The 26,033-nt window shown below is 63.7% G+C and carries 31 protein-coding genes; 15 read left to right on the top strand and 16 right to left on the bottom strand.

Translation table 11 applies throughout. The annotated features are described in order from the left end of the window. Positions 1-14: 14 nt before the first annotated feature. Complete coding sequence (locus AC1D13_RS12815; RefSeq protein ID WP_457281716.1) at positions 15-857, bottom strand: M48 family metallopeptidase; 843 nt, start codon at positions 855-857, stop codon at positions 15-17. A 25-nt stretch (positions 858-882) separates the two neighbouring features. On the opposite strand from AC1D13_RS12815, the gene AC1D13_RS12820 reads away from it, so the two are divergent. The 4 genes from AC1D13_RS12820 to AC1D13_RS12835 all read left to right on the top strand — a co-directional run bounded on the left by AC1D13_RS12820 (position 883) and on the right by AC1D13_RS12835 (position 5,521). Continuing rightward, positions 883-2,295: an AmpG family muropeptide MFS transporter gene (locus tag AC1D13_RS12820; protein WP_457281717.1), complete on the top strand. Its 1,413-nt coding sequence runs from the start codon at positions 883-885 to the stop codon at positions 2,293-2,295. A 192-nt stretch (positions 2,296-2,487) separates the two neighbouring features. Beyond that, positions 2,488-3,204 (top strand): response regulator, encoded by a 717-nt coding sequence (locus AC1D13_RS12825; protein WP_457281718.1) that lies wholly within the window; start codon positions 2,488-2,490, stop codon positions 3,202-3,204. A 158-nt stretch (positions 3,205-3,362) separates the two neighbouring features. Beyond that, a complete protein-coding gene (locus AC1D13_RS12830; protein ID WP_477689669.1) occupies positions 3,363-4,586 on the top strand; it encodes an ATP-binding protein in 1,224 nt (407 codons plus the stop codon). Positions 4,587-4,897: 311 nt separating this feature from the next. Beyond that, the gene (locus AC1D13_RS12835; protein WP_477689670.1) at positions 4,898-5,521 is read left to right on the top strand and encodes a carboxymuconolactone decarboxylase family protein; all 624 of its coding nucleotides are present in this window, start codon (positions 4,898-4,900) and stop codon (positions 5,519-5,521) included. A gap of 5 nt (positions 5,522-5,526) precedes the next feature. Here AC1D13_RS12835 and waaF read toward each other — a convergent pair whose 3' ends face one another. From waaF to radA, 7 genes are all read right to left on the bottom strand, one after another. Beyond that, on the bottom strand, positions 5,527-6,585 hold the full coding sequence (waaF, locus tag AC1D13_RS12840; protein WP_457281721.1) for a lipopolysaccharide heptosyltransferase II: 1,059 nt from the start codon (positions 6,583-6,585) through the stop codon (positions 5,527-5,529). Further along, complete coding sequence (locus tag AC1D13_RS12845) at positions 6,575-6,961, bottom strand: hypothetical protein (protein WP_457281722.1); 387 nt, start codon at positions 6,959-6,961, stop codon at positions 6,575-6,577. Before AC1D13_RS12845 ends, waaF begins: the two co-directional genes overlap by 11 nt. Before the next feature lie 21 nt (positions 6,962-6,982). Beyond that, a complete protein-coding gene (locus AC1D13_RS12850; RefSeq protein WP_457281723.1) occupies positions 6,983-7,210 on the bottom strand; it encodes a zinc-finger domain-containing protein in 228 nt (75 codons plus the stop codon). Between the two features lie 26 nt (positions 7,211-7,236). Next, positions 7,237-8,175 (bottom strand): branched-chain amino acid transaminase, encoded by a 939-nt coding sequence (locus AC1D13_RS12855; protein ID WP_477667558.1) that lies wholly within the window; start codon positions 8,173-8,175, stop codon positions 7,237-7,239. Between the two features lie 111 nt (positions 8,176-8,286). After that, positions 8,287-8,721: a glycerate kinase gene (locus tag AC1D13_RS12860; protein WP_477667559.1), complete on the bottom strand. Its 435-nt coding sequence runs from the start codon at positions 8,719-8,721 to the stop codon at positions 8,287-8,289. 169 nt (positions 8,722-8,890) lie between these two features. Next, on the bottom strand, positions 8,891-9,679 hold the full coding sequence (locus tag AC1D13_RS12865) for a metallophosphoesterase family protein (protein ID WP_477667560.1): 789 nt from the start codon (positions 9,677-9,679) through the stop codon (positions 8,891-8,893). A 20-nt stretch (positions 9,680-9,699) separates the two neighbouring features. Beyond that, positions 9,700-11,079, bottom strand: coding sequence for a DNA repair protein RadA (radA, locus tag AC1D13_RS12870; RefSeq protein ID WP_457281727.1), 1,380 nt, complete (start codon positions 11,077-11,079; stop codon positions 9,700-9,702). A 98-nt stretch (positions 11,080-11,177) separates the two neighbouring features. Here radA and AC1D13_RS12875 point away from each other — a divergent pair, with 98 nt between their 5' ends. From AC1D13_RS12875 to AC1D13_RS12890, 4 genes are all read left to right on the top strand, one after another. Continuing rightward, the gene (locus tag AC1D13_RS12875; protein ID WP_457281728.1) at positions 11,178-11,585 is read left to right on the top strand and encodes a 5-carboxymethyl-2-hydroxymuconate isomerase; all 408 of its coding nucleotides are present in this window, start codon (positions 11,178-11,180) and stop codon (positions 11,583-11,585) included. A 92-nt stretch (positions 11,586-11,677) separates the two neighbouring features. Further along, entirely contained in the window at positions 11,678-12,664 is a 987-nt protein-coding gene (locus AC1D13_RS12880) for a Bug family tripartite tricarboxylate transporter substrate binding protein (RefSeq protein WP_457281729.1), read from the top strand. Between the two features lie 121 nt (positions 12,665-12,785). Beyond that, the gene (locus AC1D13_RS12885) at positions 12,786-13,760 is read left to right on the top strand and encodes a 2-dehydropantoate 2-reductase (RefSeq protein ID WP_457281730.1); all 975 of its coding nucleotides are present in this window, start codon (positions 12,786-12,788) and stop codon (positions 13,758-13,760) included. A gap of 46 nt (positions 13,761-13,806) precedes the next feature. Further along, positions 13,807-14,700, top strand: a complete 894-nt coding sequence (locus AC1D13_RS12890) for an NAD(P)-dependent oxidoreductase (protein WP_457281731.1) — start codon at positions 13,807-13,809, stop codon at positions 14,698-14,700. Positions 14,701-14,718: 18 nt separating this feature from the next. Here AC1D13_RS12890 and AC1D13_RS12895 read toward each other — a convergent pair whose 3' ends face one another. From AC1D13_RS12895 to alr, 3 genes are read right to left on the bottom strand one after another with little or no spacing between them, the layout of a single operon-like run. Then, positions 14,719-15,186: an N-acetyltransferase family protein gene (locus AC1D13_RS12895; protein ID WP_477667562.1), complete on the bottom strand. Its 468-nt coding sequence runs from the start codon at positions 15,184-15,186 to the stop codon at positions 14,719-14,721. A gap of 50 nt (positions 15,187-15,236) precedes the next feature. Beyond that, positions 15,237-15,698, bottom strand: a complete 462-nt coding sequence (locus tag AC1D13_RS12900) for an RDD family protein (RefSeq protein ID WP_457281733.1) — start codon at positions 15,696-15,698, stop codon at positions 15,237-15,239. Positions 15,699-15,737: 39 nt separating this feature from the next. After that, positions 15,738-16,832: an alanine racemase gene (alr, locus tag AC1D13_RS12905; protein ID WP_457281734.1), complete on the bottom strand. Its 1,095-nt coding sequence runs from the start codon at positions 16,830-16,832 to the stop codon at positions 15,738-15,740. A gap of 189 nt (positions 16,833-17,021) precedes the next feature. Between alr and lplT the strand changes: the two genes are divergently transcribed. From lplT to AC1D13_RS12920, 3 genes are read left to right on the top strand one after another with little or no spacing between them, the layout of a single operon-like run. Next, the gene (lplT, locus tag AC1D13_RS12910) at positions 17,022-18,302 is read left to right on the top strand and encodes a lysophospholipid transporter LplT (protein ID WP_457281735.1); all 1,281 of its coding nucleotides are present in this window, start codon (positions 17,022-17,024) and stop codon (positions 18,300-18,302) included. A gap of 14 nt (positions 18,303-18,316) precedes the next feature. After that, the gene (locus AC1D13_RS12915) at positions 18,317-19,237 is read left to right on the top strand and encodes a DMT family transporter (protein ID WP_457281736.1); all 921 of its coding nucleotides are present in this window, start codon (positions 18,317-18,319) and stop codon (positions 19,235-19,237) included. A gap of 47 nt (positions 19,238-19,284) precedes the next feature. Then, entirely contained in the window at positions 19,285-19,779 is a 495-nt protein-coding gene (locus tag AC1D13_RS12920) for a glutathione peroxidase (RefSeq protein WP_457281737.1), read from the top strand. Positions 19,780-19,796: 17 nt separating this feature from the next. Here AC1D13_RS12920 and AC1D13_RS12925 read toward each other — a convergent pair whose 3' ends face one another. After that, positions 19,797-20,489: a helix-turn-helix transcriptional regulator gene (locus tag AC1D13_RS12925; protein WP_457281738.1), complete on the bottom strand. Its 693-nt coding sequence runs from the start codon at positions 20,487-20,489 to the stop codon at positions 19,797-19,799. A 55-nt stretch (positions 20,490-20,544) separates the two neighbouring features. Between AC1D13_RS12925 and AC1D13_RS12930 the strand changes: the two genes are divergently transcribed. The 4 genes from AC1D13_RS12930 (at position 20,545) to AC1D13_RS12945 (ending at position 22,928) form a co-directional block, all read left to right on the top strand. Beyond that, a complete protein-coding gene (locus AC1D13_RS12930; RefSeq protein WP_477667564.1) occupies positions 20,545-21,021 on the top strand; it encodes a hypothetical protein in 477 nt (158 codons plus the stop codon). Positions 21,022-21,031: 10 nt separating this feature from the next. After that, positions 21,032-21,724 (top strand): penicillin-insensitive murein endopeptidase, encoded by a 693-nt coding sequence (locus AC1D13_RS12935; RefSeq protein ID WP_457281740.1) that lies wholly within the window; start codon positions 21,032-21,034, stop codon positions 21,722-21,724. Between the two features lie 80 nt (positions 21,725-21,804). Further along, a complete protein-coding gene (locus AC1D13_RS12940) occupies positions 21,805-22,389 on the top strand; it encodes a helix-turn-helix domain-containing protein (protein WP_457281741.1) in 585 nt (194 codons plus the stop codon). 5 nt (positions 22,390-22,394) lie between these two features. After that, entirely contained in the window at positions 22,395-22,928 is a 534-nt protein-coding gene (locus AC1D13_RS12945; protein WP_457281742.1) for a GNAT family N-acetyltransferase, read from the top strand. On the opposite strand, the gene AC1D13_RS12950 is transcribed toward AC1D13_RS12945, so the two are convergent. From AC1D13_RS12950 to AC1D13_RS12965, 4 genes are all read right to left on the bottom strand, one after another. Then, positions 22,929-23,435: an EVE domain-containing protein gene (locus AC1D13_RS12950; RefSeq protein WP_477689671.1), complete on the bottom strand. Its 507-nt coding sequence runs from the start codon at positions 23,433-23,435 to the stop codon at positions 22,929-22,931. 5 nt (positions 23,436-23,440) lie between these two features. Then, positions 23,441-23,815 (bottom strand): VOC family protein, encoded by a 375-nt coding sequence (locus AC1D13_RS12955; RefSeq protein ID WP_477689672.1) that lies wholly within the window; start codon positions 23,813-23,815, stop codon positions 23,441-23,443. Between the two features lie 195 nt (positions 23,816-24,010). Continuing rightward, entirely contained in the window at positions 24,011-25,237 is a 1,227-nt protein-coding gene (glcF, locus tag AC1D13_RS12960; RefSeq protein ID WP_477689673.1) for a glycolate oxidase subunit GlcF, read from the bottom strand. An 18-nt stretch (positions 25,238-25,255) separates the two neighbouring features. Next, the gene (locus AC1D13_RS12965) at positions 25,256-26,032 is read right to left on the bottom strand and encodes a YoaK family protein (RefSeq protein WP_457281746.1); all 777 of its coding nucleotides are present in this window, start codon (positions 26,030-26,032) and stop codon (positions 25,256-25,258) included. Between the last annotated feature and the right edge of the window lies 1 nt (position 26,033).

The raw sequence follows: 26,033 nt of genomic DNA on the forward strand, positions 1-26,033 counted from the left end.
CACCAGGGGCCAGATCAGCCGCGCGCGCGTTGATAAAGACCCTGCACCTTGGGCACATTGGCCTGCAGTTGCTGGATGCGCTCAGGACCGGAGGGATGGGTAGAAAGAAAGCTCGGACCGCCGGCACCGCCACCAGCCTGCGCCATTTTTTCCCAGAGGCTGACGGATGCCTGCGGGTTATAGCCGCCGCGCGCGGCCAGCTCCAGACCCACGAGGTCGGCGTCCGTCTCGTCTTCGCGGCTGAAGCGCAGCGTCAGCAGCTGGGTGCCGATGTTGGCAGCCACGTCGCCGAGCTGGCCCAGGCCGAGCAATTGCGCACCCAGCGAGAGCAGCTGCCCGGTTCCCGCGCTCTTGGCGATGCGGGAACGTGCATGCTCGCGCAGCGCATGGGCCATTTCGTGGCCCATGATCATTCCAATTTCATCGTCGGTGAGCTTGAGCTGATCGATGATGCCCGTGTAGAACGCAATCTTGCCTCCGGGCATGCAGAAGGCGTTGATCTGCTTGCTGCCGAGCAGGTTGACCTCCCAGCGCCACTGGTTGGCACGGTCGTTCCACTGTGCGGCCTGCGGCACCAGCCGGGTAGCGATGCCGCGTATGCGCTGCAGCTGGGGATTGCCCGGCGACGCCAGCGCCCCTTTGGACTTTGCCTCCGCCAGCAGCTTGGCATATTCCTGCGTGGCGGCGTTTTCCAGTTCCTCGGCAGGGATCAGCTTGCGCAGCCCCGATGACGGCCCGACATCAACCTGCGCAAGCAGCGGGGTGGTGACGGCCGTCGCTGCGGCGCCGCCGGCAGCCAGCAGGAACGCCCGGCGGCCAGCCCAGGCAGAGTGTTTGGCCTCGCATAAAAAGCACATGGGTGAATAATAGTCACAAATCAAAATGCCCATGTCAGACAAAACCCCCTCCTCCGAACTGCCATCATCCGCCCCTGTCGCTGCGCACAGCGCGGCATCTACAGCCCCCACTGTTAAAGCCGCACCCAAACCCGCCTGGCGCGATGTCTGGCGCGTGTATGCCGAAGCCGCCACGCTGCGCATGCTGTTTTTGGGGTTTTCCGCCGGCCTGCCCCTGCTGCTGGTGTTTGGCACGCTGAGCTTCTGGCTGCGCGAAGCCGGCATAGACCGCACCACCATCGGCTACCTGAGCTGGGTCGGGCTGGCTTACGGCTTCAAGTGGGTGTGGGCGCCGCTGGTGGACCGCATGCCCATTCCGCTGCTCACGCGTCTGCTTGGGCGCCGGCGCAGCTGGCTGCTGCTGTCGCAGCTGGTCATCGTGGCGGCGCTTGTCGGCATGGCACTGACGGACCCCAAGCTGGCACTGCAACCCGTCGTGTGGTGTGCACTGGCCGTGGCATTCGGGTCGGCTACACAAGACATCGCGCTGGACGCCTACCGCATCGAGTCGGCCGACATCCAGCGCCAGGCCGCACTGGCTGCCGCCTACCAAACGGGTTACCGCATCGCGATGATCTGGGCCGGCGCCGGGGCGTTGTGGATTGCAGCGCGTGCCGAAGTCGCAGGCGACGCCGTCACTTACCAGCACGGCGCATGGCAAGTGGCCTACCTGGTCATGGCGGCGTCCATGCTTCTGGGCATGGCGACGGTGCTGCTGTCGCCTGAACCAGCGCCGCGCCCGCTGGCGCCGTCGCGCAACGCTGCAGAGTGGCTTAAAACCGCGCTGGTCGACCCGTTCGCCGATTTCCTGCGCCGCTACGGCAAGCAGGCGCTGCTGATCCTGGCCCTGATCGCGGTCTACCGCATCAGCGACGTTGTCATGGGCATCATGGCCAACCCGTTCTATGTCGACATGGGCTACACCAAAGACGAAGTAGCTGCAGTGACCAAAATTTACGGCGTGGTGATGACACTGGTCGGTGCCTTCGTGGGCGGCGCGCTGGCCATGCGCTTCGGCGTCATGCGCGTGCTGATGCTGGGCGCCGTGCTGAGTGCCGCCAGCAACCTGCTGTTTGCCTGGCTGGGCACGCGGGGCCACGACGTCAACGCGCTGATCTTCGTGATCTCGGCCGACAACCTCTCCAGCGGCATTGCTTCAGCCGCTTTCATCGCCTACCTGTCGAGCCTCACCAACATCAATTATTCGGCCACCCAATACGCGCTTTTCAGCTCCATGATGCTGTTGCTGCCGAAGTTTCTGGCCGGCTATTCGGGCAAGTATGTGGACTCTTTCGGGTACAGCAACTTCTTCACCGCAACGGCCCTGCTGGGCCTGCCGGTGCTACTTCTGGTGGGTTTTGCCTCAAGACTTAAAACGCCGCAAACCCAGAAGGAATAAGCGCAAGCAGCTATTAATTCAATAGCAATTCCGCACCGTGGCGGACGTGCCGTGCACGGAGTATGCTGGAGGCTCGCTGCCCCGGTTTACCGTAACTTTACGGTGGCTTCAAGCGGGATTGTTGCGCCCGGCGCACCATGAATTTCATTGTGATCCCACCCCAAGGGGAACACCTGCACACGAGGACCAGCCATGACCCAACAGCTTTTGATGATTGAAGACGATACCCGCCTGGCCAATATGGTGGGCGAATACCTGCGCCAGTCGGGCTACGGTTTTACCCACGCAGCCGACGGCGCGGCAGGTCTGGCAGCACTGGAAGCCGCAACGCCCGACCTGGTCATCCTGGACCTGATGCTGCCCGACATGGATGGACTGGAAGTGTGCCGGCGCATCAAGGGCCAGGGCAGCGAAAACGCCAATACCGCCGTGCTGATGCTGACGGCCAAGGGCGACCCGATGGACCGTATCGTCGGCCTGGAAATTGGCGCTGACGACTACCTGCCCAAACCTTTCGAGCCGCGCGAGTTGCTGGCGCGCATCCGGGCCGTGCTGCGCCGCGGCGGCGAAACGGGTGCGGCAGCCTCCAGCGGCGGCCACAAGGTCATGCGCTTCGGTTCGCTGGAGATCGACCGCGATGCACGCACCGTATCGGTGTCCGGCAACCCCTGCGAGCTGACGTCTTACCAGTTCGACCTGCTGGTGGCGCTGGCCGAACGTGCCGGCCGCGTGCTAAGCCGCGACCAGATCATGGAAGCCGTACGCGGCCGCGAACTCGAGGCCTTTGACCGCTCCATCGACGTGCACATGGGCCGCATCCGCAGCGCCATCGAGGCCGACGCAAAAGACCCGAAACGCATTCTGACGGTGCGGGGCGTCGGCTACGTTTTTGCCAAACAGCAGGACTAAGGAGGGAAATGGCTATGGAGCTCCTAGAAATGCAATTGTCGGGATGCAGGGCGAGGCGCCCGGAGCGCAGGACACCGGAATGCACTTGGGTACATGAGGATTCCGAGCACCGCGCAACGATGCCATCCGCCCGAAAATTGGACTTATAGGAGCTCCATATGTGGGGACGTTTTACCTCGCACCTGTATGTGCGAATCTGGCTGGCTGTTGTCGCTACAGTGCTGGTCCTCACTTTTCTGGTGGGCGCGGCGTGGCGCCTGAGCGCCGACCCGCCGCAGCTGCCGATACGCGAAGTGCTGGTGCACAACGACAAGGGCGAAGTCATCGGCACAGCGCAAACCAAGCCCGACCGCAAACCCGGTGACGGCCTGGAATTTGACGTGCTGACCAAAGACGGCCAGACCCTGAACCTGGTGTTGCCGCGGCCCAAACGCCCACCCGGCAACAACCCGTGGAACCGCCCTCCGTTTGGTTTTGGCTGGATGCTGGTCGTGGTCGGCCTGGCCGTGGCGCTGGGCGCCTACCCCGTGATGCGAAGGCTGACGCTGCGGCTGGAAGCCCTGCAGCGCGGCGTAGAGCGCTGGGGCGCCGGTGATTTGTCGGCCCGCGTTAACGCAGACGGCAAGGACGAGGTGGCCTTCCTGGCCAGGCGCTTCAACCACGCGGCCGAGCGCATCGAAACCCTGATGGAGTCGCACAAATCGCTGCTGGCCAACGCGTCACACGAATTGCGCTCACCACTGGCGCGTATCCGCATGGGGCTGGAACTCATGGGCACCGACGCCGCATCACCGCAGCGCAGGGAAATTTCCCGCAGCATCTCCGAACTCGACCAGCTGATCGACGAGATATTGCTGGCCAGCCGCCTCGACGCCAAGCAGGCCGACGCGGAGCCTTTTGAAACCCTGGACCTCACGGGCCTGGCGGCCGAAGAATGCTCGCGCGTCAATGCGGAGTTGAGCGCAGAGCTGAGCCAGGATTCCAGCGGCGCCGGCCTTGGCATTGATGCCGATAGCCACAGCCTGACAGTACAGGGCTCTCCACGCCTCTTGCGCCGGCTGATTCGCAACCTGCTGGAAAACGCGCGGCGCTATAGCACCGGCGAGATTAACCTCGAGCTGGCACAGGCCCGGGCCGGCGCAAAACAGCGGGCCGTGATCAAGGTGCATGACCGCGGCCCGGGCGTGCCCGCCGAGCAGCGGGAGCGCATTTTCGAACCTTTTTACCGGTTGCCCGGCGCCAGTGAACGCGAAGGCGGCGTGGGGCTCGGCCTGGCCCTGGTGAAGTCGATCAGCCAGCGCCATGGCGGCAGCGTTCGTTGCGAAGCCCGGCCTGGCGGCGGCGCGACTTTTGTTGTTGAATTGCCGGTCGCCCACCCATAAACGTGAAATAAATCACGAAGTACGGCCTCCAGCAACACTAAACCGCGCGGTCTCCTCTATTTGGAGAATGGTCAGACAGCGTGTAATCGCCGACATTTCTTCCCGTTGCTGTCACAACAATGGATAGGGGAAAAGGGGAACTAAAAGGGACTAAAAACCAAAACGTCGGTGAAACATTTCAATGATTCCCAACGACATCTTCCTCACGGAAGAAGTTTGCAAAAGCCACCTCGCGGTGGCTTTTTTTTGCCTGAAGACATGGCGGCGCGCCCTTTGATACGCTCAGGGATTCAGCCACCCACAGGAACCCCATGAGCCTTGCCACCACACCCCCAGCTCCCGCCGTCCCCCAGGGCTTCTTCCAGCTTGCCGAAGACCGGATGCCGCTGATGCCGCGGGAGGCCATGTCACCCGCGCAGCAGGCCGCTGCAGACACACTGATCGCCGGCCCGCGCAAGGCCGTGTTTGGCCCGTTCATTCCCCTGCTGCGCAGCCCGCAGCTCATGGGCCGCATCGGCGACGTGGGGGCTTACCTGCGCTTTGAAAGCGCGCTGGACGCGCGCATCCGCGAACTCGTTACCTGCGTGGCGGCCCGCCATACCGCCAACCAGTTTGAATGGCTGATGCATGCGCCGCTGGCGGTGGCTGCGGGCGTGAGCCAGGCCACTGTGGACGCGATCGCCGAAGGCAGGCAGCCGCACGAACTGGCCGCCGATGAGGCCGTCGCGCTGGACCTCACGTTCGAAGTGCTGCGCCAGCACGGCTGCTGCGACGCCACCTACGCCGCGGCAGTGAAAACTTTCGGCGAACAGGGTGTGGTCGAGCTGGTCAGCCTCGCCGGCTATTTTGTGATGGTGTGCTGGGTGATGAACGTGGCGCGTACGCCGACCCAGGGCAAACCGGGTTTTTCGCCGCTGGCGGCCTTCCCCGCCTGACCGGCCTAATTTCCCACCCGGGGAACCGGTGGCAGCGCCGCCAGCACCCGCTCGGCGCCCATATCGTTCAGGCAGCGCGTATGGCCCAGCGGGCATTCGCGCTCGAAGCAGGGTGCGCAGTCCAGCGGCGGCTGGTAGGCGGCATCAGCTTTGAGCCACAGCACGGTGGCCTTGTCGCTTAGCGGCGGCGTATGCAGGGGGCTGGACGAGCCGAAAATCGCCACTTGCGGCACACCGAAGGCCGCAGCCACGTGCATCAGTCCCGAGTCATTGCTGATCGTGCTCTGGCTTGCGGCGATCAGGCACAGCGCCTGCACCAATGAGGTCTTGCCCGCGAAGTTCAGGCATTTGCCGGGCTGCGCCGCGTTCACGGGCGCGGCGATTTCTTCGCAGAGCGCCGCCTCCTTGCCGGAGCCCAGCAACACTACCGGCAAAGCCAGCCGCGCGGCGAGTTCTGAAAAGTGACGGGCGGGCCAGCGCTTGGCAGGACCGTATTCGGCGCCGGGCGCAAACACGTAATAGCCGCCGCGTTGCAGGCCCAGTTCAGCCAGCGCCTGCTCAATTTCAGCGGGTGCCATCTGCAGTTGCGGCCGGTCTTTGTCGAGGTCCGCCCCACCGCTCAACGCTGAATAAAACGCCACCATGGGCGGCTTGTTCTTCGGATTCTTGAGCCGGTGCGTGAGCAGGCCCACTCGCGCTTCACCGAAATAACCGATGCGTTCCGGGATGCTGGCCAGAAAAGGCAGCAGTGCGCTTTTCAGCGAATTGGGCAGGACATAAGCTTTGTCGAAACGTCCCTCGATGCGCCTGGCAAGCGCGCGACGTTCGCGGAACTGCAAGCCGCCGTGTGCAAAGGGAAATTCAATGACATCGGCCACCTGCGGCATCGCCCGGTAAACCGGCGCCACCCAGGACAAGGCACCTACCGTGAGACGTTCGCCGCGCGCATGCAAGCGGCGCATGAGCGGCTCGGTCATGACGGCGTCACCAATCCACTGAGGTGCGATCACAAGCGAGTGAATTGCACCCTGTGAGCCAGATCTGTCGTCGGATTTATGGCTCATTGCGAAGGATGGCAACATCAAAATCTTTGCGAGCGCACGGGATGGCCTGCTTGCGATACTTGGCGACAAATTCTCTCGCCTCGTCCAATGTCTTTGGATAACGGACAGTTTCGTTGCCTTCCCGAACGGGCTGAAAAAGAAATCCGTTGATTACCAGGAATCTTACTTTTTCCCACTGCCGGGTATCGCGGGATTTAGGTGCCGAGAATTTGCGGCTCAAAACGACGAGCTGGCCGCCACATTCTGGGCATAAGCGGGCGGTCACACTCCGCGGTTTTTTGAATGTCTTTCGGCAGTCCAGGCAGGCGTGCGGAAAGAGAACACCTTGAACGTGTTTCTCTTTTACAAAATAGCTGTGATGTTTGAAGCTGCCCATCAGAATGAAAGGCGACCGCGATTAGTGATGTCCGCCGAAGTGCTCGCCGGCTTTCAGCGCGTAAACCGTGCCGCAATACGGGCACTTGGCCTGGCCGGTTCGGGCCACGTCCAGGTAAACCTTCGGGTGGCTATTCCAGATTTTCATGTCGGCCTTGGGGCTGGGGCAGTAGACGCCGCCCTGGGCGTTCAGGTCGGAGGCCAGCAGTTCGACAGAGGATGAATGGAGAGTCGTCGTGGGGGTGTTCATGTTCGGCTTTCTTATTCAGGGGGCACTCAGACCTTAGCCAGCCAGTGGGCATATTTAGGATTGCGGCCGTTGACGATGTCAAAGAACGCGCTCTGGATTTTTTCGGTGATGGGGCCGCGCGAGCCGGCGCCGATTTCAATGCGGTCGAGTTCGCGAATCGGCGTGACTTCGGCGGCCGTGCCGGTGAAGAAGGCCTCGTCGGAGATATACACCTCGTCGCGCGTGATGCGTTTTTGCACGAGCTCCAGGCCCAGGTCCTTGCAGATGTGCAGGATGGTGTTGCGTGTGATGCCGTTGAGCGCGCCTGCAGACAGGTCGGGCGTGTAGACCACGCCGCCCTTGATCACAAAAATGTTTTCACCCGCGCCTTCGCTGACAAAACCTGAGGCGTCGAGCAGCAGCGCTTCGTCGTAGCCGTCATCCAGCGCTTCCATGTTGGCGAGGATGGAGTTGGTGTAGTTGCTCACCGCCTTGGCCTGCGTCATGGTGATGTTGACATGGTGGCGGGTGTAGCTGGAGGTCTTCACACGGATGCCGCGCTTCATGCCTTCTTCGCCAAGGTAGGCGCCCCAGGCCCAGGCCGCGACCATCAGGTGAATCTGGTTGCCCTTGGGGCTGACGCCGAGTTTTTGCGAGCCGATCCAGGTCAGCGGGCGGATGTAGCAGGACTCCAGCTTGTTCTCGCGCACGACGGCTTTCGTGGCTTCGTTGACTTCGGCCTGGGTAAAGGGAATCTTCATACGCAAGATCTTGGCGCTGTTGAAGAGGCGCTCGGTGTGCTCTTCCAGTCGGAAAATCGCCGTGCCACCCTGGGCGTTGTAGGCCCGCACGCCTTCAAACGCGCCGCAGCCGTAATGCAGGGTGTGGCTCAGCACGTGGATCTTGGCGTCGCGCCAGTCGACCATCTGGCCGTCCATCCAGATTTTGCCGTCGCGGTCTGCCATGGAAGGAATAACTGGGGACATGGTGCTGATCCTGTGGTGAATGTCGTGGAATGGTTGTGCTGTATCGGCGCGCCGCCGGCAGCAGCAGCCGGGAATGCGGTGCCAGGCCGGGCAAAACCCGAAAGTCTGATTTTACGGTGCGGGCGGCGCTGTGCCCCCGGCCTCAGGCGAATCCGCGGGCACGGGGCGGAAGAGTTCATGGTGCGACAGTTTGCCGCCCACAAAGGTGCAGGTGACATGCGACTCGGAACCGTCTGTCCAGCGGAAGATTTCGGGCTGTTCGTCCTTGGCCGACTGCAGCAGGCCCAGCGCCCGCGTCATCGCTACCACATGTAGCAATGTCATGCCGGGCCGGAGCTTGGCGTTGAGCATGACCGCGCTGTCGACATAACCGATGGGCCGGTTGGCTGCACGCTTCAAAACCTGCATCATGCGGGTGAAATGCAGCAGCACCCACATCACGAGGGCGCTGGCAGCGGCGGCTACACCGGCCCAGCCGTAAAAGCGGTACGCCAGCAAGACCCCGGCGATGCCGGCCACGGGAACAATGATTTTCTGGAAGTTCATGGCCGTATTTTCGCAGCCACCGGGGACGCCAACGCTGCGGGGAGTGCGTAGCGGCATGAAAAAACCGCCGAAAGCGGCCTCCAGGCAGCGTGGAGAGCTCTTTTTAAGCCAAAAGCGGCTGCTACCCAATCAGATATTGCGCCAGCAGCTATGTTTTTAATAGCGCTTGTTAACTGCCGCGTTGTGCCCAACCGGTCGCCAGCGCATACGCCCAGTCAGGACGGCCTCGGCTAAATGCCGCTTTGGATGCCGCCATGTGGTCATAGGGCACTGCGCGGAGGTCCGCCCGCCAGCCCTGGGCGGTTTTTTCCACGAGCGCGTAGCGCGCGTGCGGCGCACCGTTTTCCACCACATGCGGGTGAGGATGGTCGTCGTCATAGGCCTGCAGGCCGACGCTGCCGGGATTGACGACAAGCAGGTTGCCACACTGGACCATGCGCGGCACATGGGTGTGACCGCAAAGAACCAGCGAATGCGTCTGGGGGCTCTCGTCGCCAAGCCGCAGGAAAACTTCTTCGGCAGTGGCAGGCCGGATACCCGTCGGATGCGCGTCAGGAAAACCGGACACCGTGGTTTCCATCCAGTAGATCAAATCGCTGCCGGGCGTTCCGTGGCACAGCAGCACGTCACCGCCCGCCAGCTCCAGGCGCGCGGGCAGCGACCTGATCCACGCCACCTGCGCCGACGTCAGCTGGCCCGCGGTATAGCCGTCGGTGCCGAGTGGGTCGAGATGCTGGCCCTGGTCCAGCAATTCCAGCACCTGCCGCTCGTGGTTGCCGCGAATGGTGGTGAAGTTGCGGGCCATCAGCAGGTCGGCCGTTTCCGCGGGTTGCAACGGGCCGCTCAGGATGTCGCCCAGGTTCACGGTCTGGTCAACACCCTGCCCGGCAATGTCCGCCAGCACGGCCTCAAGCGCAAGCAGGTTGCCGTGAATGTCGGAGATGACGGCGAGTTTCATGGCCCTGATTGTGCAATGCCTCAGCTCAGGCTGCGCACCACTTCCATGGCCTCTTCCACGCGCTCGACGGCGTGGATGGTGAGGCCTTCAATCGGTTTCTTGGGCGCATTGGCCTTGGGCACCACGGCAACGCTAAAGCCCAGCTTGGCCGCTTCCTTCAGGCGCTCCTGGCCGCGCGGGGCCGGGCGCACTTCTCCGGCCAGCCCGACCTCACCAAAGGCAATGAAACCCTTGGGCAACGGTTTACCGCGCAAACTGGAGGTGATGGCCAGCATCACGGCCAGGTCGGCCGCCGGCTCGCTGATGCGCACGCCGCCCACGGCGTTGACGAACACGTCCTGGTCCATGCAGGCAACACCGGCATGGCGATGCAGCACCGCCAGCAGCATGGCCAGGCGGTCGCGGTCCAGACCCACCGAAAGGCGCCGCGGGCTGGGCCCGCCGTTGTCGACCAGCGCCTGGATTTCAACCAGCATGGGGCGCGTGCCTTCCAGCGTGACCAGCACGCAGCTGCCGGGCACGGGCTCGCTGTGCTGGCTCAAAAAGATCGCGCTCGGATTGGCCACACCCTTGAGGCCTTTTTCCGTCATGGCGAACACACCGATCTCGTTGACCGCACCGAAACGGTTCTTGATGGCGCGCACGAGGCGAAAGCTTGAATGCGTGTCGCCTTCAAAGTACAGCACGGTGTCCACCATGTGCTCGAGCACACGCGGGCCGGCGAGTGCGCCCTCTTTGGTCACATGGCCAACCAGCACGATGCACACGCCGCTGGACTTGGCGGCACGCGTCAGGTGCGCCGCGCATTCACGCACCTGCGCCACCGAACCCGGCGCCGACGTGAGCTGGTCGGAATACACCGTCTGGATGGAGTCGATCACGGCAATGGCCGGCTGCGTGGCCTCCAGCGTGGCGAGGATTTTTTCTAGCTGGATTTCCGCCAGCACCTTGACCTGCGAGCCGTCCAGCCCCAGCCGGCGTGAACGCAGCGCGACCTGCGCGCCGCTTTCCTCGCCGGTCACGTAAAGTGTGTTGAGCCCGGCGCGTTGCAGCGAATCCAGCGCCTGCAGCAGCAAGGTGGACTTGCCGATGCCAGGGTCGCCGCCAATCAGCACCACGCCGCCCTCGACGATGCCGCCGCCCAGCACGCGGTCCAGCTCTTCGTGCCCGGTGGGCGTGCGCTCCATGTCGGTGGCTTCGATGTCGGCCAGGGCGGTCACGTCGGAGGCCTTGGCCAGTGACTGGAACTGGCTGCTGTAGCGGTTCTTGACCGGCGCACTGTTTTCCGCGGCCGACTCGATCAGCGTGTTCCAGGCGTTGCAGTGCGGGCATTTGCCCAGCCATTTGGGGCTGGTGCCACCGCATTCGGTGCAGGTGTAAATCGTTTTGTCTTTGGCCATGCACGATATTACTGTATAAATAACCAGCCTTTGCGTTTTGGTAATGATGGCGGGTCCTGTTCATCCGCGCAACCTGCCAACCCCCACCAACCTCCGCCATGCCTCACCTGAACATTCAATACACCGCCAACCTGGATAACCTCACCGACATGAACGCCATGTGCCACACGCTGGCCGCCACACTGGTGGCCCTGCGCGGCGAAGACGGCGTGGCGCCGCTTTTCCCGGTGGCCGGTACGCGGGTCATGGCCTGGCCGGCGCCGCACTTTGCGGTGGCGGACGGCCAGCCCGACCGCGCCTTTATCTACCTGAACCTCCTGATCACCCCCGGCCGCAGCGAAGCCATGAAAAAGCGGGCCGGCGACGCCCTGCTGGCCAGCGCCAGCGCACACCTGGATGGGGTGTTCGCGCAGCACGCCGTGGGCATGACATTGCAAATCGACGAAGGCGCCCCCGTGTATGAAGGCAAGCGCAACAACCTCGCCGCGCATCTGGATACCGCCTGATCCTGCACAAAATCGCATCTTGCACAACAATGGCTTTTTCGCGCCCGCCAGCGGCGCCACAGCAGCCCCCACCCATTCCACGAGGTCACACCATGAACATTTCGCGCCGCCAGCTCATCCAGTCATCCAGCGCTGCAGCACTGCTCACAAGCATCGGCCAGCGCGCCTGGGCCCAGGCCATTGACAGCACCAAAGTCATCGTCGGCTTTGCGCCCGGCGGCACCGCCGACATCGTGTCGCGGCGCGTCGCCGACAAGCTGCACCCCGGTTATGCCAAAAGCGCCGTGGTGGAGAACAAGACCGGCGCGGGCGGGCAAATCGCCGTGCAGTTCGTCAAATCTGCCGCGCCCGACGGCGCCACCGTTTTGCTGACGCCCATGTCCATGCTGGGCATCTACCCGCACACCTACAAGAAGCTACCGTACGACCCGGTAGCCGACCTGACCCCGGTATCTGCCGGCGCGATCTTCGACTACGGCTTCGCCGTCGGCCCCATGGTGCCGGCCAGCGTCAAAAACGTGCCGGATTTTCTTGCCTGGTGCAAGGCCAACCCAGGCCAGGCCAACTTCGGCTCACCGGCCGCCGGCTCATCGCCGCACTTCATCGGCGCGCTGCTGGGCCGTGCCGGCAACGTGGACTTGCGCCACGTGGCTTTTCGCGGCACCCAGCCCGCCGTGCTGGACATGGTGGGCGGCCAGATTGCCGCCGTGTCGGGGCCGACCGGCGAGTTCACCCAGCATGTCGCGTCGGGCAAGTGCCGCCTGCTGTCGACCAGCGGCCCCAAACGCAGCCGCTTTACCCCCAACACGCCGACGCTGCTGGAGCAAGGCTTCAAGGACATGGCGTTCACCGAATGGTTCGGCTTCTTCCTGCCCGCCAAAGCGCCGCAGGATGTGGTGCAGCGGCTGAATGCCGGCATCCGCTCCGCGCTGGCCTCGCAGGACGTGATCGACGGCCTCGCGGTGTCGTACCTGGAAGCGGCCCCGACCTCGCCCGCACAGCTGGCCGCCATGCTCAAGGCCGATACCGAGTTGTGGGGCCCGCTGGTCAAGGCGGTGGGTTTCACACCAGAGGGTTGAGCCCCCACGCTTTTCACTTCGCCTTCGGCTGCGTGTAATGCGCTGCCCCCCGAGGGGGCGCTGCGCCTGCGGCCCCTGCTGGCCTTTCGCTTTTGGGATTAGGAAATGGAGACATGAAACGATGAAGGTATGTATTTATGGCGCTGGCGCCATTGGCGGCTGGATAGGCCACGGGCTCGCTCACGCAGGTTGCCGCGTCAGCGTGGTGGCGCGCGGCGCCACGCTCGATGCCCTGCAGCTGCACGGTCTGCGGCTGAACCAGGGCGGCAAGATCACGTCGCAAGCTGTGTCCTCCAGCGCCGCGCCGGCCGACCTCGGCGTGCAGGACCTGGTGGTGCTGGCCGTCAAAGCGCCTTCTCTGCCCGAGGTGGTGCGCCGGATCGCGCCGCTGATTGGCCCGGAAACGATGGTCCTGACCGCCATGAATGGCGTGCCCTGGTGGTTCTTGCAAGGCTTCGGCGGGACGCTTGAAGGCACCCAGTTGACTTCAGTGGACCCCGGCGGCGAACTGGCGCAGGCCATTCCGGCAAAGCACATCGTCGGCTGCGTGGTGCATGCCAGCTGCTCGCTGGATGAGCCCGGACAGGTGCACCACCACTTCGGCAACAAGCTCATCATCGGCGAGCCCTCCGGCGAGAAAACCGCCCGGGTGCAGCAGCTTGCGGCCCTGCTTGAAAAAGCCGGCTTTGAAGCGCCGGTGTCGGAGCAGATCCAGAAAGACATCTGGTTCAAGCTCTGGGGCAACATGACCGCCAACCCAATCAGCGCGCTGACCGGTGCAACCATGGACCTTGTTCTTGACGACGAACTGGTGACCGGTTTTACCCACAGCGTGATGCTTGAGGCCAAGGAAATCGGCGCGCGCATCGGCATCCCGATCAACCAGACCCCTGCAGAGCGCCATGTCGTCACGCGCAAGCTGGGTGCCTTCAAGACATCCATGCTGCAGGATGTGGAAGCCGGCAAACCGGTCGAGCTGGACGCACTGGTGACGGCCGTGCGCGAACTGGGGCAACTGACGGCGGTGCCCACACCCTATACCGACGCTTTGCTCGGGCTGGCCCGGTTGCAGGCGCGCGTCAAGGGTCTTTATTGACCCAAAGATTTTCCGGATTTTTCTCAACCACTTTTCAGGAGACAGCATGAAACACATCGGCGTTATCGGCGCATCGGGCCTCATGGGACACGGTATTGCACGCAACCTGCAGGCCAAGGGATTCAACGTCAGCCTGACCGTGCACCGCAATACGGAACGCGTGGCCGACCTGCTGGCCGCCGGCGCGAAGCAGGCCGCAAGCCCCGCCGAGCTGGGCGCGTGCGACGCGGTGATCATTTGCGTGACGGGATCGCCGCAGGTCGAGGAGACCCTGCTCGGGGCCCATGGCGTACTGTCAAAGGCGCGCGCAGGGTTGATCGTGATCGATACCTCCACCAGCGAACCCGAATCCACACGCCGCCTGGCCGCCCTCTGCGCCGAACGTGGCGCGACGCTGGTAGACGCACCGCTGGCGCGCACACCAGTCGAAGCCGAGCTCGGCAAGCTCAACACCATGGTGGGCGCCGAGCAGGCCGTGTTCGACAAAATTCAACCGGTGCTGGCGGCCTATTGCGAAAACATTTTTCACGTGGGCGGCCCCAGTGCCGGCCACATCATCAAGCTGCTCAACAACTTCATCGGCCAGGCGATTTGCACGGCTACCGCCGAGGCCTTTGCCGTGGGCGCGCTGGCGGGTATTCAGCCGCAAAAGCTGGTGGAAGTGATTTCGGCCGGCGCGGTGAACTCGGGCCTCTTCCAGGCCATGGCCAAGACACTGAACGGTGACTTCAACGGCCTGAAGTTTGAGCTGGACAACGCCCGCAAGGACCTGCGCTACTACACCCACCTGGCCGAGATGGTGAATGTTCCTTCTCTCGTGGGCGAGGCCGTGCACCAAAGCCTGGCCACCGCCAGCGCGCTGGGCCAGGGCAAGAAATTTGTCACCGCCCTTGTGACGGCGCAGGAAAAACTCACAGGCGCCAAAATCACGCCGCAGTGAGCCGCGGTTCGACGGCGCCTAAAGCGCCTTGGCGTATACGACAAAGCCGGAGTTTTCCGCCACCTGGTCATACAGCCTCATGGCCGTGGTGTTGGTTTTGTGGGTTTGCCAATAAACGCGGGTAGAACCGGCGGCTTGGGCCTTCTCGTACACGGCTTCAATCAGCGCCTTGCCAACGCCTTGGCCGCGCACGGCTTCGGCGGTGAACAGATCCTGCAAATAACAGACCGGCGCAATGCGGGTAGTGCTGCGGTGATACAGGTAATGCGTGAGGCCCACAAGTTCGCCGTCAGACTCCGCCACCAGGGCGTGGACAGGCTCATACGCATCAAAAAAGCGCGACCAGGTCATGGCGGTGATGTCGTCAGCCAGCGCCGTCTCACCGGATCGGCCGTAGAACTTGTTGTAGCCCAGCCAAAGGGGCAACCAGGCCTCGAAATCCTGCGGCGCTATGGGACGAACGGTGATGGATGAAGCCACTGGCATGGACACCTCTTGATGATGGCAGGCAGGGTTGATGCCGGAGAGAGCGGGTATCAGTCGTTGAACGCGACAGGCTGGGTAGTGCCGGCCTTGTTGCGCACGACAACCGTGCCGGCGAGCTTGTCGTGCCAGCCCTGCTTGCGGGCGTCGAAAGCCACCCAGAAAAAACCCAGGCAAAAGGGAATGGTGGACAGCACGTAACCGATGTAGCGGATGACGAACTGGCCTGGCGTGGCCTTGAGGCCGGTCCTGGCGTCCACGATGCGGGCAGCAATCGCCATTTTCCCGGGTGTCGCCTGCCGAACGATCCAGAAGCCCACGACCACTACAGCCGGAATAACCCATGAGATCAGGAAATCCGCCGGTCCCTGAACCAGCTTTGTGCTGTTCCAGTAAGCGGTGCCGTAAATGACCGTCAGTAGCGGGAAGATCAGCACACAGAACAATACGGTATCAATCAGCGATGCCCAGACGCGTATCCAGAAGCCGGCATATTCAAGTTCTGATGTTTCCATGGTTCTTTTTTCCTGAACAAGTTTGCAGTCACAGCGGATTCAGTCCGCCACCGCCGGCACACGCTGTGCCACCGCGCACATGAGCTCATAACCGACGGTGCCGCCGGCGTGCGCCACTTCGTCGATCGGCAGCACCGCGCCGCTGGAGGCGCGGCCCCACAGCGTCACCTCGGTGCCGATGCCCGCGCCGGGCACGGGAGTGAGGTCCACCGTGATCATGTCCATGCTGACGCGCCCCACCATGCGGGTGCGCACGCCATTCACCAGCATCGGCGTACCTGTGCTGCAGTGGCGCGGGTAGCCGTCTGCGTAACCGCAGGCCACCACGCCGATGCGCAGCGGGCCGTCGGCCGTGAAACAGGAGCCGTAACCCACGGTATCGCCGGCTTTGAGCTCCTGGATGCCGATGATTTTCGATGACAGCGTGATGGTGGGCTGCAAATCCCAGTCGGCCGCGCTGTGCTCAGGGAAGTCGGGCGCGCTGCCGTAAACCAGGATACCGGGCCGCACCCAGTCGGAGCGCCCGGCCAGCACATCGCCGTGCCGCAAGGTGGCGGCGCTGTTGCTGAGAGTGCGTTCACCCGGCAGGTCGTGCGTGACGGCGTCAAAGGCCTTCAGCGCCGCGGCGATGCCTTTAGGGCCGTCCGCATCGGAAAAATGCGTCATCAGCGTGATCTCTTCGACCTGGGGCAATGCATTCAGGCGCGTCCACGCCGCACGGTAGCGTTCGGGCGCGAAACCCAGCCGATTCATGCCCGAATTCATCTTGAGGAAGACACGGTGCGGCAGCTGCGTCTTGTGGGCAGCCAGCATGTCGATCTGCTCGTTGCAGTGAATGGCATGCCACAAGCCCAGGCGGGAGCACAACTCGAGATCCCGCGCCTCGAAGCAGCCTTCCAGCAACAGGATGGGGCCGCGCCAGTCCAGCGCGCGCAGGCGCTGCGCTTCAGCCAGGTCCAGCAGCGCAAATCCGTCGGCACTGCGCAGCGCATCAAAAACACGTTCGATGCCGTGACCATAGGCATTGGCCTTGACGACGGCCCAGACCCGCGCATCGGGCGCGGCAGCGCGCGCGCGGGCAAGGTTGTGGGCAAGCCCGGCGGTGTGAATGGTGGCAAGAATGGGACGTGGCATGGCGCAGTAAATTGTTTTCCGGGAGCGTGGCAGGCTGGCGGGCCCGTCGGGACGAAAGGCCTCTGGATGAGGTCTTTTGCATTCTGACACCGCCCCCCATGCTATAAACCGGAATCGTCTGGAGACATTCACCCATATCTTGCCGCATCAGATCCGCTGATGCATTGATGCAGTGACCACAACAGTTTAATGAAGCGCGGTTTCTACACCATCATGGCGGCCCAGTTTTTCAGCTCGCTGGCTGATAACGCGCTGTTTGTGGCCGCCGTGGAGCTGCTGAAAACCAGCGGCGCGCCCAAATGGCAGCCGGCGGCGCTGGTGCCCATGTTTGCGCTCTTTTACGTGGTGTTGGCGCCTTTTGTAGGCGCTTTTGCCGATGCGCGCCCCAAGGGCAACGTCATGTTCGTCAGCAACGCCATCAAGGTGATCGGCTGCCTGATGATGCTGTTTGGCTCCCACCCGCTGCTGGCCTATGCCATCGTCGGACTCGGGGCGGCGGCTTATTCGCCCGCCAAATACGGCATCCTCACCGAACTCCTGCCGGCTTCGCAGCTGGTCAAGGCCAACGGCTGGATTGAAGGCTTGACGATTTCGTCCATCATCCTGGGTGTTTTGCTGGGCGGCCAGCTGGTGGGTCATTCGGTGTCGTCGCTATTGCTTTCGTTTGACTTTCCCATTTTTACTACCGGCATCGACACCGCCCCTGAAGCCGCGATTGCCGTGCTGATCCTGCTCTACATCATCGCGGCCTGGTTCAACACCCGTATCCCCGACACCGGCGTGGAGATGCGGCCCATGCCGCGCAACAAGCTTGAGCTGCTGCCCGATTTCTGGAACTGCAACTCAGCCTTGTGGCGCGACAAGCTTGGGCAGATTTCCCTGGCCACCACCACCCTGTTTTGGGGGGTGTCGGGTAATTTGCGCTACATCGTGCTGGCCTGGAGCGCGGCCGCCCTGGGCTACAGCACGACACAAGCCTCTTCCCTGGTCGGCGTGGTCGCCATCGGCACCGCCGTCGGTGCCGTACTGGCCTCCATGCGCATGCGGCTGGACCAGGCCACCAGCGTGATGCCGCTGGGTATTGCCATGGGCCTTCTGGTCATCTTGATGAACTTCATCGGCAATGTCTGGGTGGCCGCGCCTTTCCTGATCCTGCTGGGTGGCCTGGGCGGCTTCCTGGTCGTGCCCATGAACGCGCTGCTGCAGCACCGCGGCCACAACCTGATGGGCGCGGGCCGCTCGATCGCCGTGCAGAACTTCAACGAACAGGCCTGCATCCTGAGCCTGGGGGCTTTCTACAGCCTCTCTACCGGCTTGGGCCTGTCGGCCTTTGGTGCCATTACCGCCTTTGGTGTGGTGGTGGCCGGCTTCATGTGGGTGATCCAGCGGTGGCACAAAAACAACTGCATCAAGCACAAAGAGCAGGTCGACCACCTGCTGAACATCGCCCGCAGCGATAACTCGCACTAGGAACTGTTAACACTGTGCAGTCTGATGCGACACACGGTGCCGCTGCGAAGGGCACCTCCAAAGCCGTTCTCGCCCTCACACTGAACGCCCTCGTCTGGGGCGTGTCCTGGTGGCCGCTGCGCGAGCTGCAGGGCCATGGCCTGCACCCGCTGTGGACCACGGCGCTCGTCTATGCAGTGGTGGTTACCGGCCTGCTCACCCTGCGCCCCGCCGCCTGGCGCGGCTTTGTGGCCCACCCGCAGCTGTGGTTCCTGGCGGCGGCTTCGGGCCTGACCAACGTCGGCTTCAACTGGGCCGTGACCGTGGGCGATGTGGTGCGCGTGGTGCTGCTGTTTTACCTGATGCCCGCGTGGTCGGTGCTGGTGGCCTGGGTCATGCTAGGTGAAAAGCCCTCGGCCGCCTCGCTGCTGCGCCTCTTGCTGGCCATGACGGGCGTGCTGATCGTGCTCAAATCGCCCGACTCGCCCTGGCCCGTACCCCAAGGTGGCGCCGACTGGCTGGCCATCATGGGCGGCTTCAGTTTTGCAGTGACCAACGCCGTGCTGCGCAAATACAACCACACCCCCAGCGAATCGCGCATGCTGGCCATGTTTGGCGGCAGCGGCCTGATGGCGGCGGCAGCGGCGCTGATGGGTATGTCGCAGGCCCTGGTGCCCGCACCGGCGCTGGCGCTGGCCGGCGTCCCGGTGGTGCTGGGGCTGGCGCTGGCCTTCATGGCCAGCAACGCCGGCCTGCAGTACGGCGCGGCGCGGCTGGCGGCAGGCACCACCGCCATCGTGATGTTGACCGAGATCCTCTTTGCGAGCCTCTCGTCGGCTGCGATGGGCGCTGCCGAACTGACTCCTCGCGTGCTGCTGGGTGGCAGCCTGATCGTGCTGGCTGCTGTACTGGCGGCGACAGCACCGTCGTCTTCGAATGGCGCAAAATCGCACTAAGGAACAAGCCTCACGCTTTCCGATAGCGATTCACAAGGAGACACACCATGGGCGCAGAAAAAACGGTTTACGACTTCCAGGCCAAAGACATCACGGGCAAGGATGTTGCACTGGGCGCCTTCAAAGGCAAAGTCATGCTGATCGTCAACACGGCCAGCAAATGCGGTTTTACTCCGCAGTTCGCGGGTCTGGAAGAGCTGTACAAACAATATGCAGGCAAAGGCCTGGCGGTGCTGGGCTTTCCCAGTAACCAGTTTCTCTCCCAAGACCCCGGCAGCGACGACCAGATCGCCGAGTTCTGCCAGGTCAACTACGGCGTGAGTTTCCCTATGATGTCCAAGATCGACGTCAATGGCCCCGCCGCCCACCCGCTGTACCAGTGGCTGTCGGCCGAGGCGCCCGGCCTGATGGGCATCAAGTCCATCAAATGGAACTTCACCAAGTTCCTGGTCGGCAAGGACGGGAAAGTCATACGACGTTATGCGCCCAGTGACAAGCCCGCAGACCTGGCCAAGGACATCGAGGCTGCGCTAGCGGCCTGAGCCGCCAGCGCCCCGCATCAAGGGGGTTTGGGGCCGGCTTTGACAGCGCGCAAATAATCCGCCAGCGTACGGCCGGCCTCATGGCCCATGCGTTCGTCCAGCACGTCGATCGCGGCCATGCGGTCCACGCGAAAGTTGCGGAAGTCCTGCCGCGCTTCGCACCAGGCGCCCAGCGTCCAGACGCTGCCCCAGTAAAAACAGCCCAGCGGCCAGAGCACGCGCCGGCTTTCACGCCCGGCCGCATCGAGGTAGCGCAAGCCCACCTTGCAGTGCGCATGAATCGCCTCACGCAAAAGCTGCAGGCGGCGCTGCGTGGCCTCATCGGGATTGATCACCACCGCATACAGCGGCACGCCTTCGGCCGCCGTGCGCGCCGCGGGCGGCAGCACCGAAAAAATCTTGCCCCAAGCGGCCTCCGCATCACCCGCCATGGCCGGGTCCAGCCAGGCCTGCGCCAGGCGCACCGACGCAGCCAGCGCATTGGCTTCCTTTTGCGTGAACATCAGCGGCGGCAAATCAAAACCCGCGCCCAGCCGGTAACCCACGCCGGCCTCGCCCTCGATCGGCACACCCTGGTGCTGCAGGTCCGCCACGTCGCGGTAAATCGTGCGCTCGGAAACCTCGAGCCGCTTGGCGAGGAATTCCGCGGTGCTCAGGCGGCGGCCGCGAATCAGCTGGACGAGATGGAAAAGGCGATCGGCGCGGCGCATGGTTTGCAGATGATAGGGGAGCGCCCACCCGGCTATAGTGCAAACCGTGATCACCATGCCACTGCTTCTTCTAATTCTCGCTTGCGTCGCAATCGTGGCGACCCTGGTGATAGCGCCCATCGCATGGTTCCGCATGGTGCGAGCCCAGACGCAGTCGGTCTATTGGAAGAACATGGCGCTCTTTGTGGCGCCTATGCTGTTGACCTTCCTCCTGGCCAAGGCTTCCGGTCTCATACCGGAAGCCTCAGCACCGCCATCCGCGATCCCGACGGCTGAGGATGTCCTGGCAAGCATGCCACCCGGTCAACTGATCCTGCTCTCGCTCATAGCGGTGCTCTGGGTCGGCGGCGGAAATTTACTGCTCTATCTGAACCGCAGGCGGCTCGGGAAGAAATGGTGGCAGGCCCTGAACCCATTCGATCCTCCGTTCAAGGATTTCAACACCGCTGAGTGGCTGGCGCTGGGAGGCCTTGTGGCCGGCTCACTTACTCTTGGAGCGCTTGCTGTTTCGTATGGTCGCGGGGCCTGGTAACCGATCTTCCATGCATAAGCTCACTTGCCTGATCGCCGCAATGCTGGCGACCCTGTCCGTCCGAGCCCTTGCCGCCGACAGCCAATGCTTCGGCACGGTCAGCAAGGGCCGCATCGAAGGCAGCGTCAAGCTGCCGACCAGCGGCCCCAACTTCTCGGTGTACAGCGCGATGGCCGCCACGGCAGGCCGCACGCATGTGCATACCAAGGTCGCGGACGTCATCACCGCGTCCTACGCGGCGCTCCACGCCACCAGCCCATCGACCACCTATGTCTATGGCGAAACGGGCTGGCCTTCCGGCGGGCGTTTCCGGCCGCACCGTACGCATCAGAACGGCCTGTCCGTGGACTTCTTTGTGCCGGTCCGCGACGCGCAGGGAAAGTCCGTGCCGCTACCAAGCAGCATCGGCAACCGCTTCGGCTATGACCTTGAGTTCAATGCCGACGCCCGGTACGGCGAGTACGTCATCGACTTCCCCGCGACCGCCGAGCACCTGTACCAGTTGCACCTGGCCTCGAAGGCGCACGGCGTCGGCATTGCCCTGGTCATCTTTGACGCACCGTTTTTGCCCCGGCTGTTCGCCACGCCGCGCGGCCTCTACCTGAAGCAGAACCTGAACTTCATGAAAGGCAAGCCCTGGGTTCGCCACGACGAGCATTACCACGTGGACTTCGCCATTCCGTGCAAATCCGGCGCGGGCTAGCAAAACGGCAGCTGGCGCAGAGCGGCAAGCGTCATAGGCACTGGACATGACCTCCAATATGATGGAAAATAAATTCCATCATGACAGAAGCCCCCTCCGGCCTGAACCAGCGCATCGCCGAGCGCGTACGCGAGCTGCGCGCCGCCAAAAGCCTGTCGCTTGACGCGCTGGCAGCCAAAAGCGGTGTGAGCCGCTCCATGATTTCGCTGATAGAGCGCGGCGAAAGCAGCCCTACCGCCGTGGTGCTGGAGCGTCTGGCCACCGGTCTGGGCGTGATGCTGGCCTCACTGTTCGATGCGCCCGCCGCCCAGGCGCCCGCCAGCCCGGTGGCGCGCCACGCTGAGCAACTGCAGTGGCAGGACCCGGCTTCGGGCTACCTGCGGCGCAACATCTCGCCGCCCGGCGTGCCGCAGCCCATGCAGATCGTCGAAGTGCATTTCCCGCCGGGCGGGCGCGTGGCGTTTGAAACCGGCGTACGCGATGCGCGTGTGCACCAGCAGGTATGGGTGCTCGAAGGTGCCATCGACATCACCATAGGCGACGAGCGCCACGCGCTGCGCGAGGGCGACTGCCTGGCCATGCAGCTGGACCGGCCCACCATGTTCCACAATCCCACGCGAAAGCCCGCGCGCTATGCGGTGGTGATCGCCACCGAAGCGGCTTGAACACCATGATGAACACTACACCCTGGTCGCTGCGGCGCCTGCCTGCCGTCAATGACGAACAGATTGCCGGACTGGTCGATGTGCTGATCGACTGCGTCGAAGGCGATGCCTCGGTGAGTTTTATGCACCCGCTGTCACGCGAACGTGCCGCGGGCTTCTGGCGCGATGTAGCGCAAGGCGTTGCCGCGGGCGAACGTGCGCTGCTGGTCGCCGAGGATGCACAGGGTATCTGCGGCACGGTGCAGCTGGTGCTGGCCCAGCCCGAGAACCAGCCGCACCGCGCCGACCTGGCCAAGATGCTGGTGCACCGCCGCTGCCGGCGCCAGGGCCTCGGCGAGGCCTTGATGCGCGCCGCCGAAAGCATGGCGCGCGACTGCGGCAAGACCTTGCTGGTGCTGGACACCGTGACCGGCGATAACGGCGAGCGCCTGTACCAACGCCTGGGCTGGCAGCGCGTGGGCGTGATTCCCGGCTATGCGCTGTTGCCGCGCGGCGGCCTGGTGGGCACCACGGTGTTCTATCGCGAGCTGACCTGGTAACTACAGGTCCGGGAACAGTGCCATGGGGCGCATAGGCGCAGCTGCTGTACCAGCCGCCTCAAAGTCCAGCGCCGCGAGGTCCGCGCGCATGGCCCGCGCGACCAGCCGCATGTCGTGGTCGCTGACCTCGAACAGGCCGAAGCGAAACTTGTAGCCCCAGTGCTGGCGGCTTTCCACAAACTCGAACTCGTCCAGCCAGGGCAATATGGACACCTCCCGCGCGGCCGCATAGGTCACGTCGCGGCGGAAGGGTACAAAGCCGCCGCCCATGTCGAAGGCATACGGCTCGCCGGCCCGCACCACGCCGATGGAAACAAAGCGCTGGAATTTGTCTTTGCCGCCCATGGTCAGTGCGGGCGAGTAATAAGCCACGCGATCCCCAGCCAGCACCCGTTTAAGCGGAGCGCATTTGCCATGGCACACCTGCATGTAGCCGTTGTGCGGATCTGCGCAGCCGCGCCGCGCATGTTCGGCACCGGCGACGGCTATCCAGTTCTTGCGGCTCATCACGCTCAAGCCGCGGCGTGCAGGCCGACGCGGTTGCCGTCCAGGTCGGTGATGTGCGCAAAAAACCCCAGACCGGGCGGCAGCGCCTGGCGCGGCAAGGCGACCTTGCCGCCGGCCTTGACGGCGCGCGCCAGTGCGGCATCCAGCGAAGGCGAAGCATCGAGGTAAATCAAGGTGCCGCCGGACGCCGGAGCAGGCGCTGTGGGGCCGGCCAGGATCGCGCCACCCACGCCCTCCTTCGTCTCATAGGGAAACACCGCGCCTTCGGACGGGCCCATGGGCTCGCGGCGCATCTTGCACTCGAGCACGGCTTCGTAAAAGGCCTGGGCTTTGTCGAGTTGGGTGCTGGGGATTTCAAACCAGGTGATGGCGTTTTTCATGGGAGGCTCCTTGTGTTGAAGAAGCCTTGATGGTGCCGAGGGGCTACTGACAACGTGGTGTCAGGAGGGTGTTGGCCCCCACGCTTTTCACTTCGCCTTCGGCTGCGTGTAATGCGCTGCCCCCCGAGGGGGCGCTGCGCCTGCGGCCCGGCTAAGCCGGTTCCGCGGCCCCGGCTGGCTGGTGTTCGCTCCCCTTCAGGACTTCAGCGCAGCGTCGAGCACTTCGACCCAGTGCCGCACCGGCGTTGCCGTGCCGCTTTGCAGGTGCGTAATACAGCCGATATTGGCTGAGATGATGGTTTCGGGTGCAGTGGCTTGCAGGTTGCCGAGCTTGCGATCGCGCAGTTGATACGCGATATCAGGCTGCAGCACGGAGTAGGTGCCTGCCGAACCGCAGCACAGGTGCGACTCACCGGCCGCCAGCTTGACGTTAAAGCCGAGTGCGCCCATTAGCGTCTCGACACCGCCGCGCAGCTGCTGGCCGTGCTGCAGCGTGCAGGGCGGATGAAACGCCAGCGTGCCGGCTTGCGCCCTGACCTTGCCCTGCAGCTCACCGACCAGCTCCGGCATGAGCTCGCTGAGGTCGCGTGTCAGCCCGCTGATGCATGCGGCTTTGGCCGCGTAGGCGGGATCGTCCCTGAGGAGGTGGCCGTATTCCTTGACGGTGACGCCGCAGCCCGAGGCGTTCATGACGATGGCCTCTACCCCTGTGCCTTCCACATGCGGCCACCAGGCGTCGATGTTGCGCCGCATTTCTTCCTTGCCGCCCTCCTGGTCGTTCAGGTGGAATTTGACGGCGCCGCAGCATCCGGCTTTTTGCGCCACCACCGTTTGTATGCCGGCCGCGTCGAGCACGCGCGCCGTGGCGGCATTGATGTTGGGCATCATGGCGGGCTGCACGCAGCCTTCGAGCATGAGCATCTTGCGGGCGTGCTGGCGCGCGGGCCATGGGCCGGCGGCCTGCCTGGCCGGCACCTTGTTTTTGAGCGATGCGGGCAAGAGGCCGCGGACGGCTTGCCCGGCCTTCATGGCGGGCGCAAAAAGCGGCGACGGAAGGCCTTCCTTGAGAGCCCAGCGCACGACACGCTCACCGGCCGGGCGCGGCACGCGCTCGTCAACCAGCTTGCGGCCGATATCCACGAGGTGGCCGTATTCCACCCCGCTGGGGCAGGTGCTTTCGCAGTTGCGGCAGGTGAGGCACCGGTCCAGGTGCAGCTGGGTCTTGCGCGTGGGCGCTTCACCCTCCAGCACTTGCTTGATGAGGTAGATGCGTCCACGCGGGCCGTCAAGCTCGTCGCCAAGTAATTGGTAGGTGGGGCAGGTGGCCGTGCAAAAGCCGCAATGCACACATTTGCGCAAGATGGCTTCAGCCTCCAGGCCGTCAGCGGTGTTTTTGAACTCAGGGGCGAGGTGGGTTTGCATGGTGTCAGGACCCTTCTTTCAGGACCCTTCTTTCAGGGCCAGAGCGAGGGCCTTGCGCCGGGCAGCGCGCCGGAAATCCGCATACAGCGGCGGCAAGGACAAGGTCAACAGCATGAGGGCCAGCGGCACGACCCAGATGAAACCGACGTATTTGAAGCCGGCCGCACCGACCAGGCCGCCGGCAATGAACATGGCCAGCAAGGTGCCGAAGAGCCGCACCTTGATACGGTTGGCGCGCACACGGGACTCCATGGAGCTGGCGGTACGGTTCCAGTAAAACATCTTGCCGAGCTCGATGCCGAGGTCAGTGATGACACCGGTCATATGCGTGGTGCGGATCTGGGAGGACGAGATTTTGCTGACCAGCGCGTTTTGCAGGCCCATGGTGAAGGCCAGCACCAGCACGGTCAGGGGCACGGCGAACGGCGTCTGCCGGTTCAGCGTTGCGCCAAGCAGGCCGAAGACCAGCAAAAGAACTGACTCGAGCAACAGCGGCAGGGCGAACTCACTGCGAAGGTGCCGGTGGCGCGCCCAATTGACCAGCACGGCCGTCACGGCCGCACCCAGGGTGAAGGCCAGCAAGGCGCCCACCGCACCGAGCACCAGCGTCAGGTTCCCGAGGATGAGGTTGTCGGCCACGATGGAGACAAACCCCGTCATGTGCGAGGTGTACATGCTGACCAGCAGGAAGCCCCCCGCGTTGACAGCTCCGGCATTGAACGCAAGCACGCCGCCGAGCAGGCGGTTGATGGTGGGCGTGCGGTGCTGCCCGGTGAGATGGCGCAGGCGACGCATG

Source organism: Polaromonas sp. P1_E12, from assembly GCF_056405975.1.

What these genes read in the sequence shown, in the direction of transcription:
- AC1D13_RS12815 (WP_457281716.1), bottom strand. Translation starts at nt 857, where the DNA reads ATGTGCTTTTTATGCGAGGCCAAACACTCTGCCTGGGCTGGCCGCCGG.
- AC1D13_RS12820 (WP_457281717.1), top strand. Translation starts at nt 883, where the DNA reads ATGCCCATGTCAGACAAAACCCCCTCCTCCGAACTGCCATCATCCGCC.
- AC1D13_RS12825 (WP_457281718.1), top strand. Translation starts at nt 2,488, where the DNA reads ATGACCCAACAGCTTTTGATGATTGAAGACGATACCCGCCTGGCCAAT.
- AC1D13_RS12830 (WP_477689669.1), top strand. Translation starts at nt 3,363, where the DNA reads ATGTGGGGACGTTTTACCTCGCACCTGTATGTGCGAATCTGGCTGGCT.
- AC1D13_RS12835 (WP_477689670.1), top strand. Translation starts at nt 4,898, where the DNA reads ATGAGCCTTGCCACCACACCCCCAGCTCCCGCCGTCCCCCAGGGCTTC.
- waaF (WP_457281721.1), bottom strand. Translation starts at nt 6,585, where the DNA reads ATGAGCCATAAATCCGACGACAGATCTGGCTCACAGGGTGCAATTCAC.
- AC1D13_RS12845 (WP_457281722.1), bottom strand. Translation starts at nt 6,961, where the DNA reads ATGGGCAGCTTCAAACATCACAGCTATTTTGTAAAAGAGAAACACGTT.
- AC1D13_RS12850 (WP_457281723.1), bottom strand. Translation starts at nt 7,210, where the DNA reads ATGAACACCCCCACGACGACTCTCCATTCATCCTCTGTCGAACTGCTG.
- AC1D13_RS12855 (WP_477667558.1), bottom strand. Translation starts at nt 8,175, where the DNA reads ATGTCCCCAGTTATTCCTTCCATGGCAGACCGCGACGGCAAAATCTGG.
- AC1D13_RS12860 (WP_477667559.1), bottom strand. Translation starts at nt 8,721, where the DNA reads ATGAACTTCCAGAAAATCATTGTTCCCGTGGCCGGCATCGCCGGGGTC.
- AC1D13_RS12865 (WP_477667560.1), bottom strand. Translation starts at nt 9,679, where the DNA reads ATGAAACTCGCCGTCATCTCCGACATTCACGGCAACCTGCTTGCGCTT.
- radA (WP_457281727.1), bottom strand. Translation starts at nt 11,079, where the DNA reads ATGGCCAAAGACAAAACGATTTACACCTGCACCGAATGCGGTGGCACC.
- AC1D13_RS12875 (WP_457281728.1), top strand. Translation starts at nt 11,178, where the DNA reads ATGCCTCACCTGAACATTCAATACACCGCCAACCTGGATAACCTCACC.
- AC1D13_RS12880 (WP_457281729.1), top strand. Translation starts at nt 11,678, where the DNA reads ATGAACATTTCGCGCCGCCAGCTCATCCAGTCATCCAGCGCTGCAGCA.
- AC1D13_RS12885 (WP_457281730.1), top strand. Translation starts at nt 12,786, where the DNA reads ATGAAGGTATGTATTTATGGCGCTGGCGCCATTGGCGGCTGGATAGGC.
- AC1D13_RS12890 (WP_457281731.1), top strand. Translation starts at nt 13,807, where the DNA reads ATGAAACACATCGGCGTTATCGGCGCATCGGGCCTCATGGGACACGGT.
- AC1D13_RS12895 (WP_477667562.1), bottom strand. Translation starts at nt 15,186, where the DNA reads ATGCCAGTGGCTTCATCCATCACCGTTCGTCCCATAGCGCCGCAGGAT.
- AC1D13_RS12900 (WP_457281733.1), bottom strand. Translation starts at nt 15,698, where the DNA reads ATGGAAACATCAGAACTTGAATATGCCGGCTTCTGGATACGCGTCTGG.
- alr (WP_457281734.1), bottom strand. Translation starts at nt 16,832, where the DNA reads ATGCCACGTCCCATTCTTGCCACCATTCACACCGCCGGGCTTGCCCAC.
- lplT (WP_457281735.1), top strand. Translation starts at nt 17,022, where the DNA reads ATGAAGCGCGGTTTCTACACCATCATGGCGGCCCAGTTTTTCAGCTCG.
- AC1D13_RS12920 (WP_457281737.1), top strand. Translation starts at nt 19,285, where the DNA reads ATGGGCGCAGAAAAAACGGTTTACGACTTCCAGGCCAAAGACATCACG.
- AC1D13_RS12925 (WP_457281738.1), bottom strand. Translation starts at nt 20,489, where the DNA reads ATGCGCCGCGCCGATCGCCTTTTCCATCTCGTCCAGCTGATTCGCGGC.
- AC1D13_RS12930 (WP_477667564.1), top strand. Translation starts at nt 20,545, where the DNA reads ATGCCACTGCTTCTTCTAATTCTCGCTTGCGTCGCAATCGTGGCGACC.
- AC1D13_RS12935 (WP_457281740.1), top strand. Translation starts at nt 21,032, where the DNA reads ATGCATAAGCTCACTTGCCTGATCGCCGCAATGCTGGCGACCCTGTCC.
- AC1D13_RS12940 (WP_457281741.1), top strand. Translation starts at nt 21,805, where the DNA reads ATGACAGAAGCCCCCTCCGGCCTGAACCAGCGCATCGCCGAGCGCGTA.
- AC1D13_RS12945 (WP_457281742.1), top strand. Translation starts at nt 22,395, where the DNA reads ATGATGAACACTACACCCTGGTCGCTGCGGCGCCTGCCTGCCGTCAAT.
- AC1D13_RS12950 (WP_477689671.1), bottom strand. Translation starts at nt 23,435, where the DNA reads ATGAGCCGCAAGAACTGGATAGCCGTCGCCGGTGCCGAACATGCGCGG.
- AC1D13_RS12955 (WP_477689672.1), bottom strand. Translation starts at nt 23,815, where the DNA reads ATGAAAAACGCCATCACCTGGTTTGAAATCCCCAGCACCCAACTCGAC.
- glcF (WP_477689673.1), bottom strand. Translation starts at nt 25,237, where the DNA reads ATGCAAACCCACCTCGCCCCTGAGTTCAAAAACACCGCTGACGGCCTG.
- AC1D13_RS12965 (WP_457281746.1), bottom strand. Translation starts at nt 26,032, where the DNA reads ATGCGTCGCCTGCGCCATCTCACCGGGCAGCACCGCACGCCCACCATC.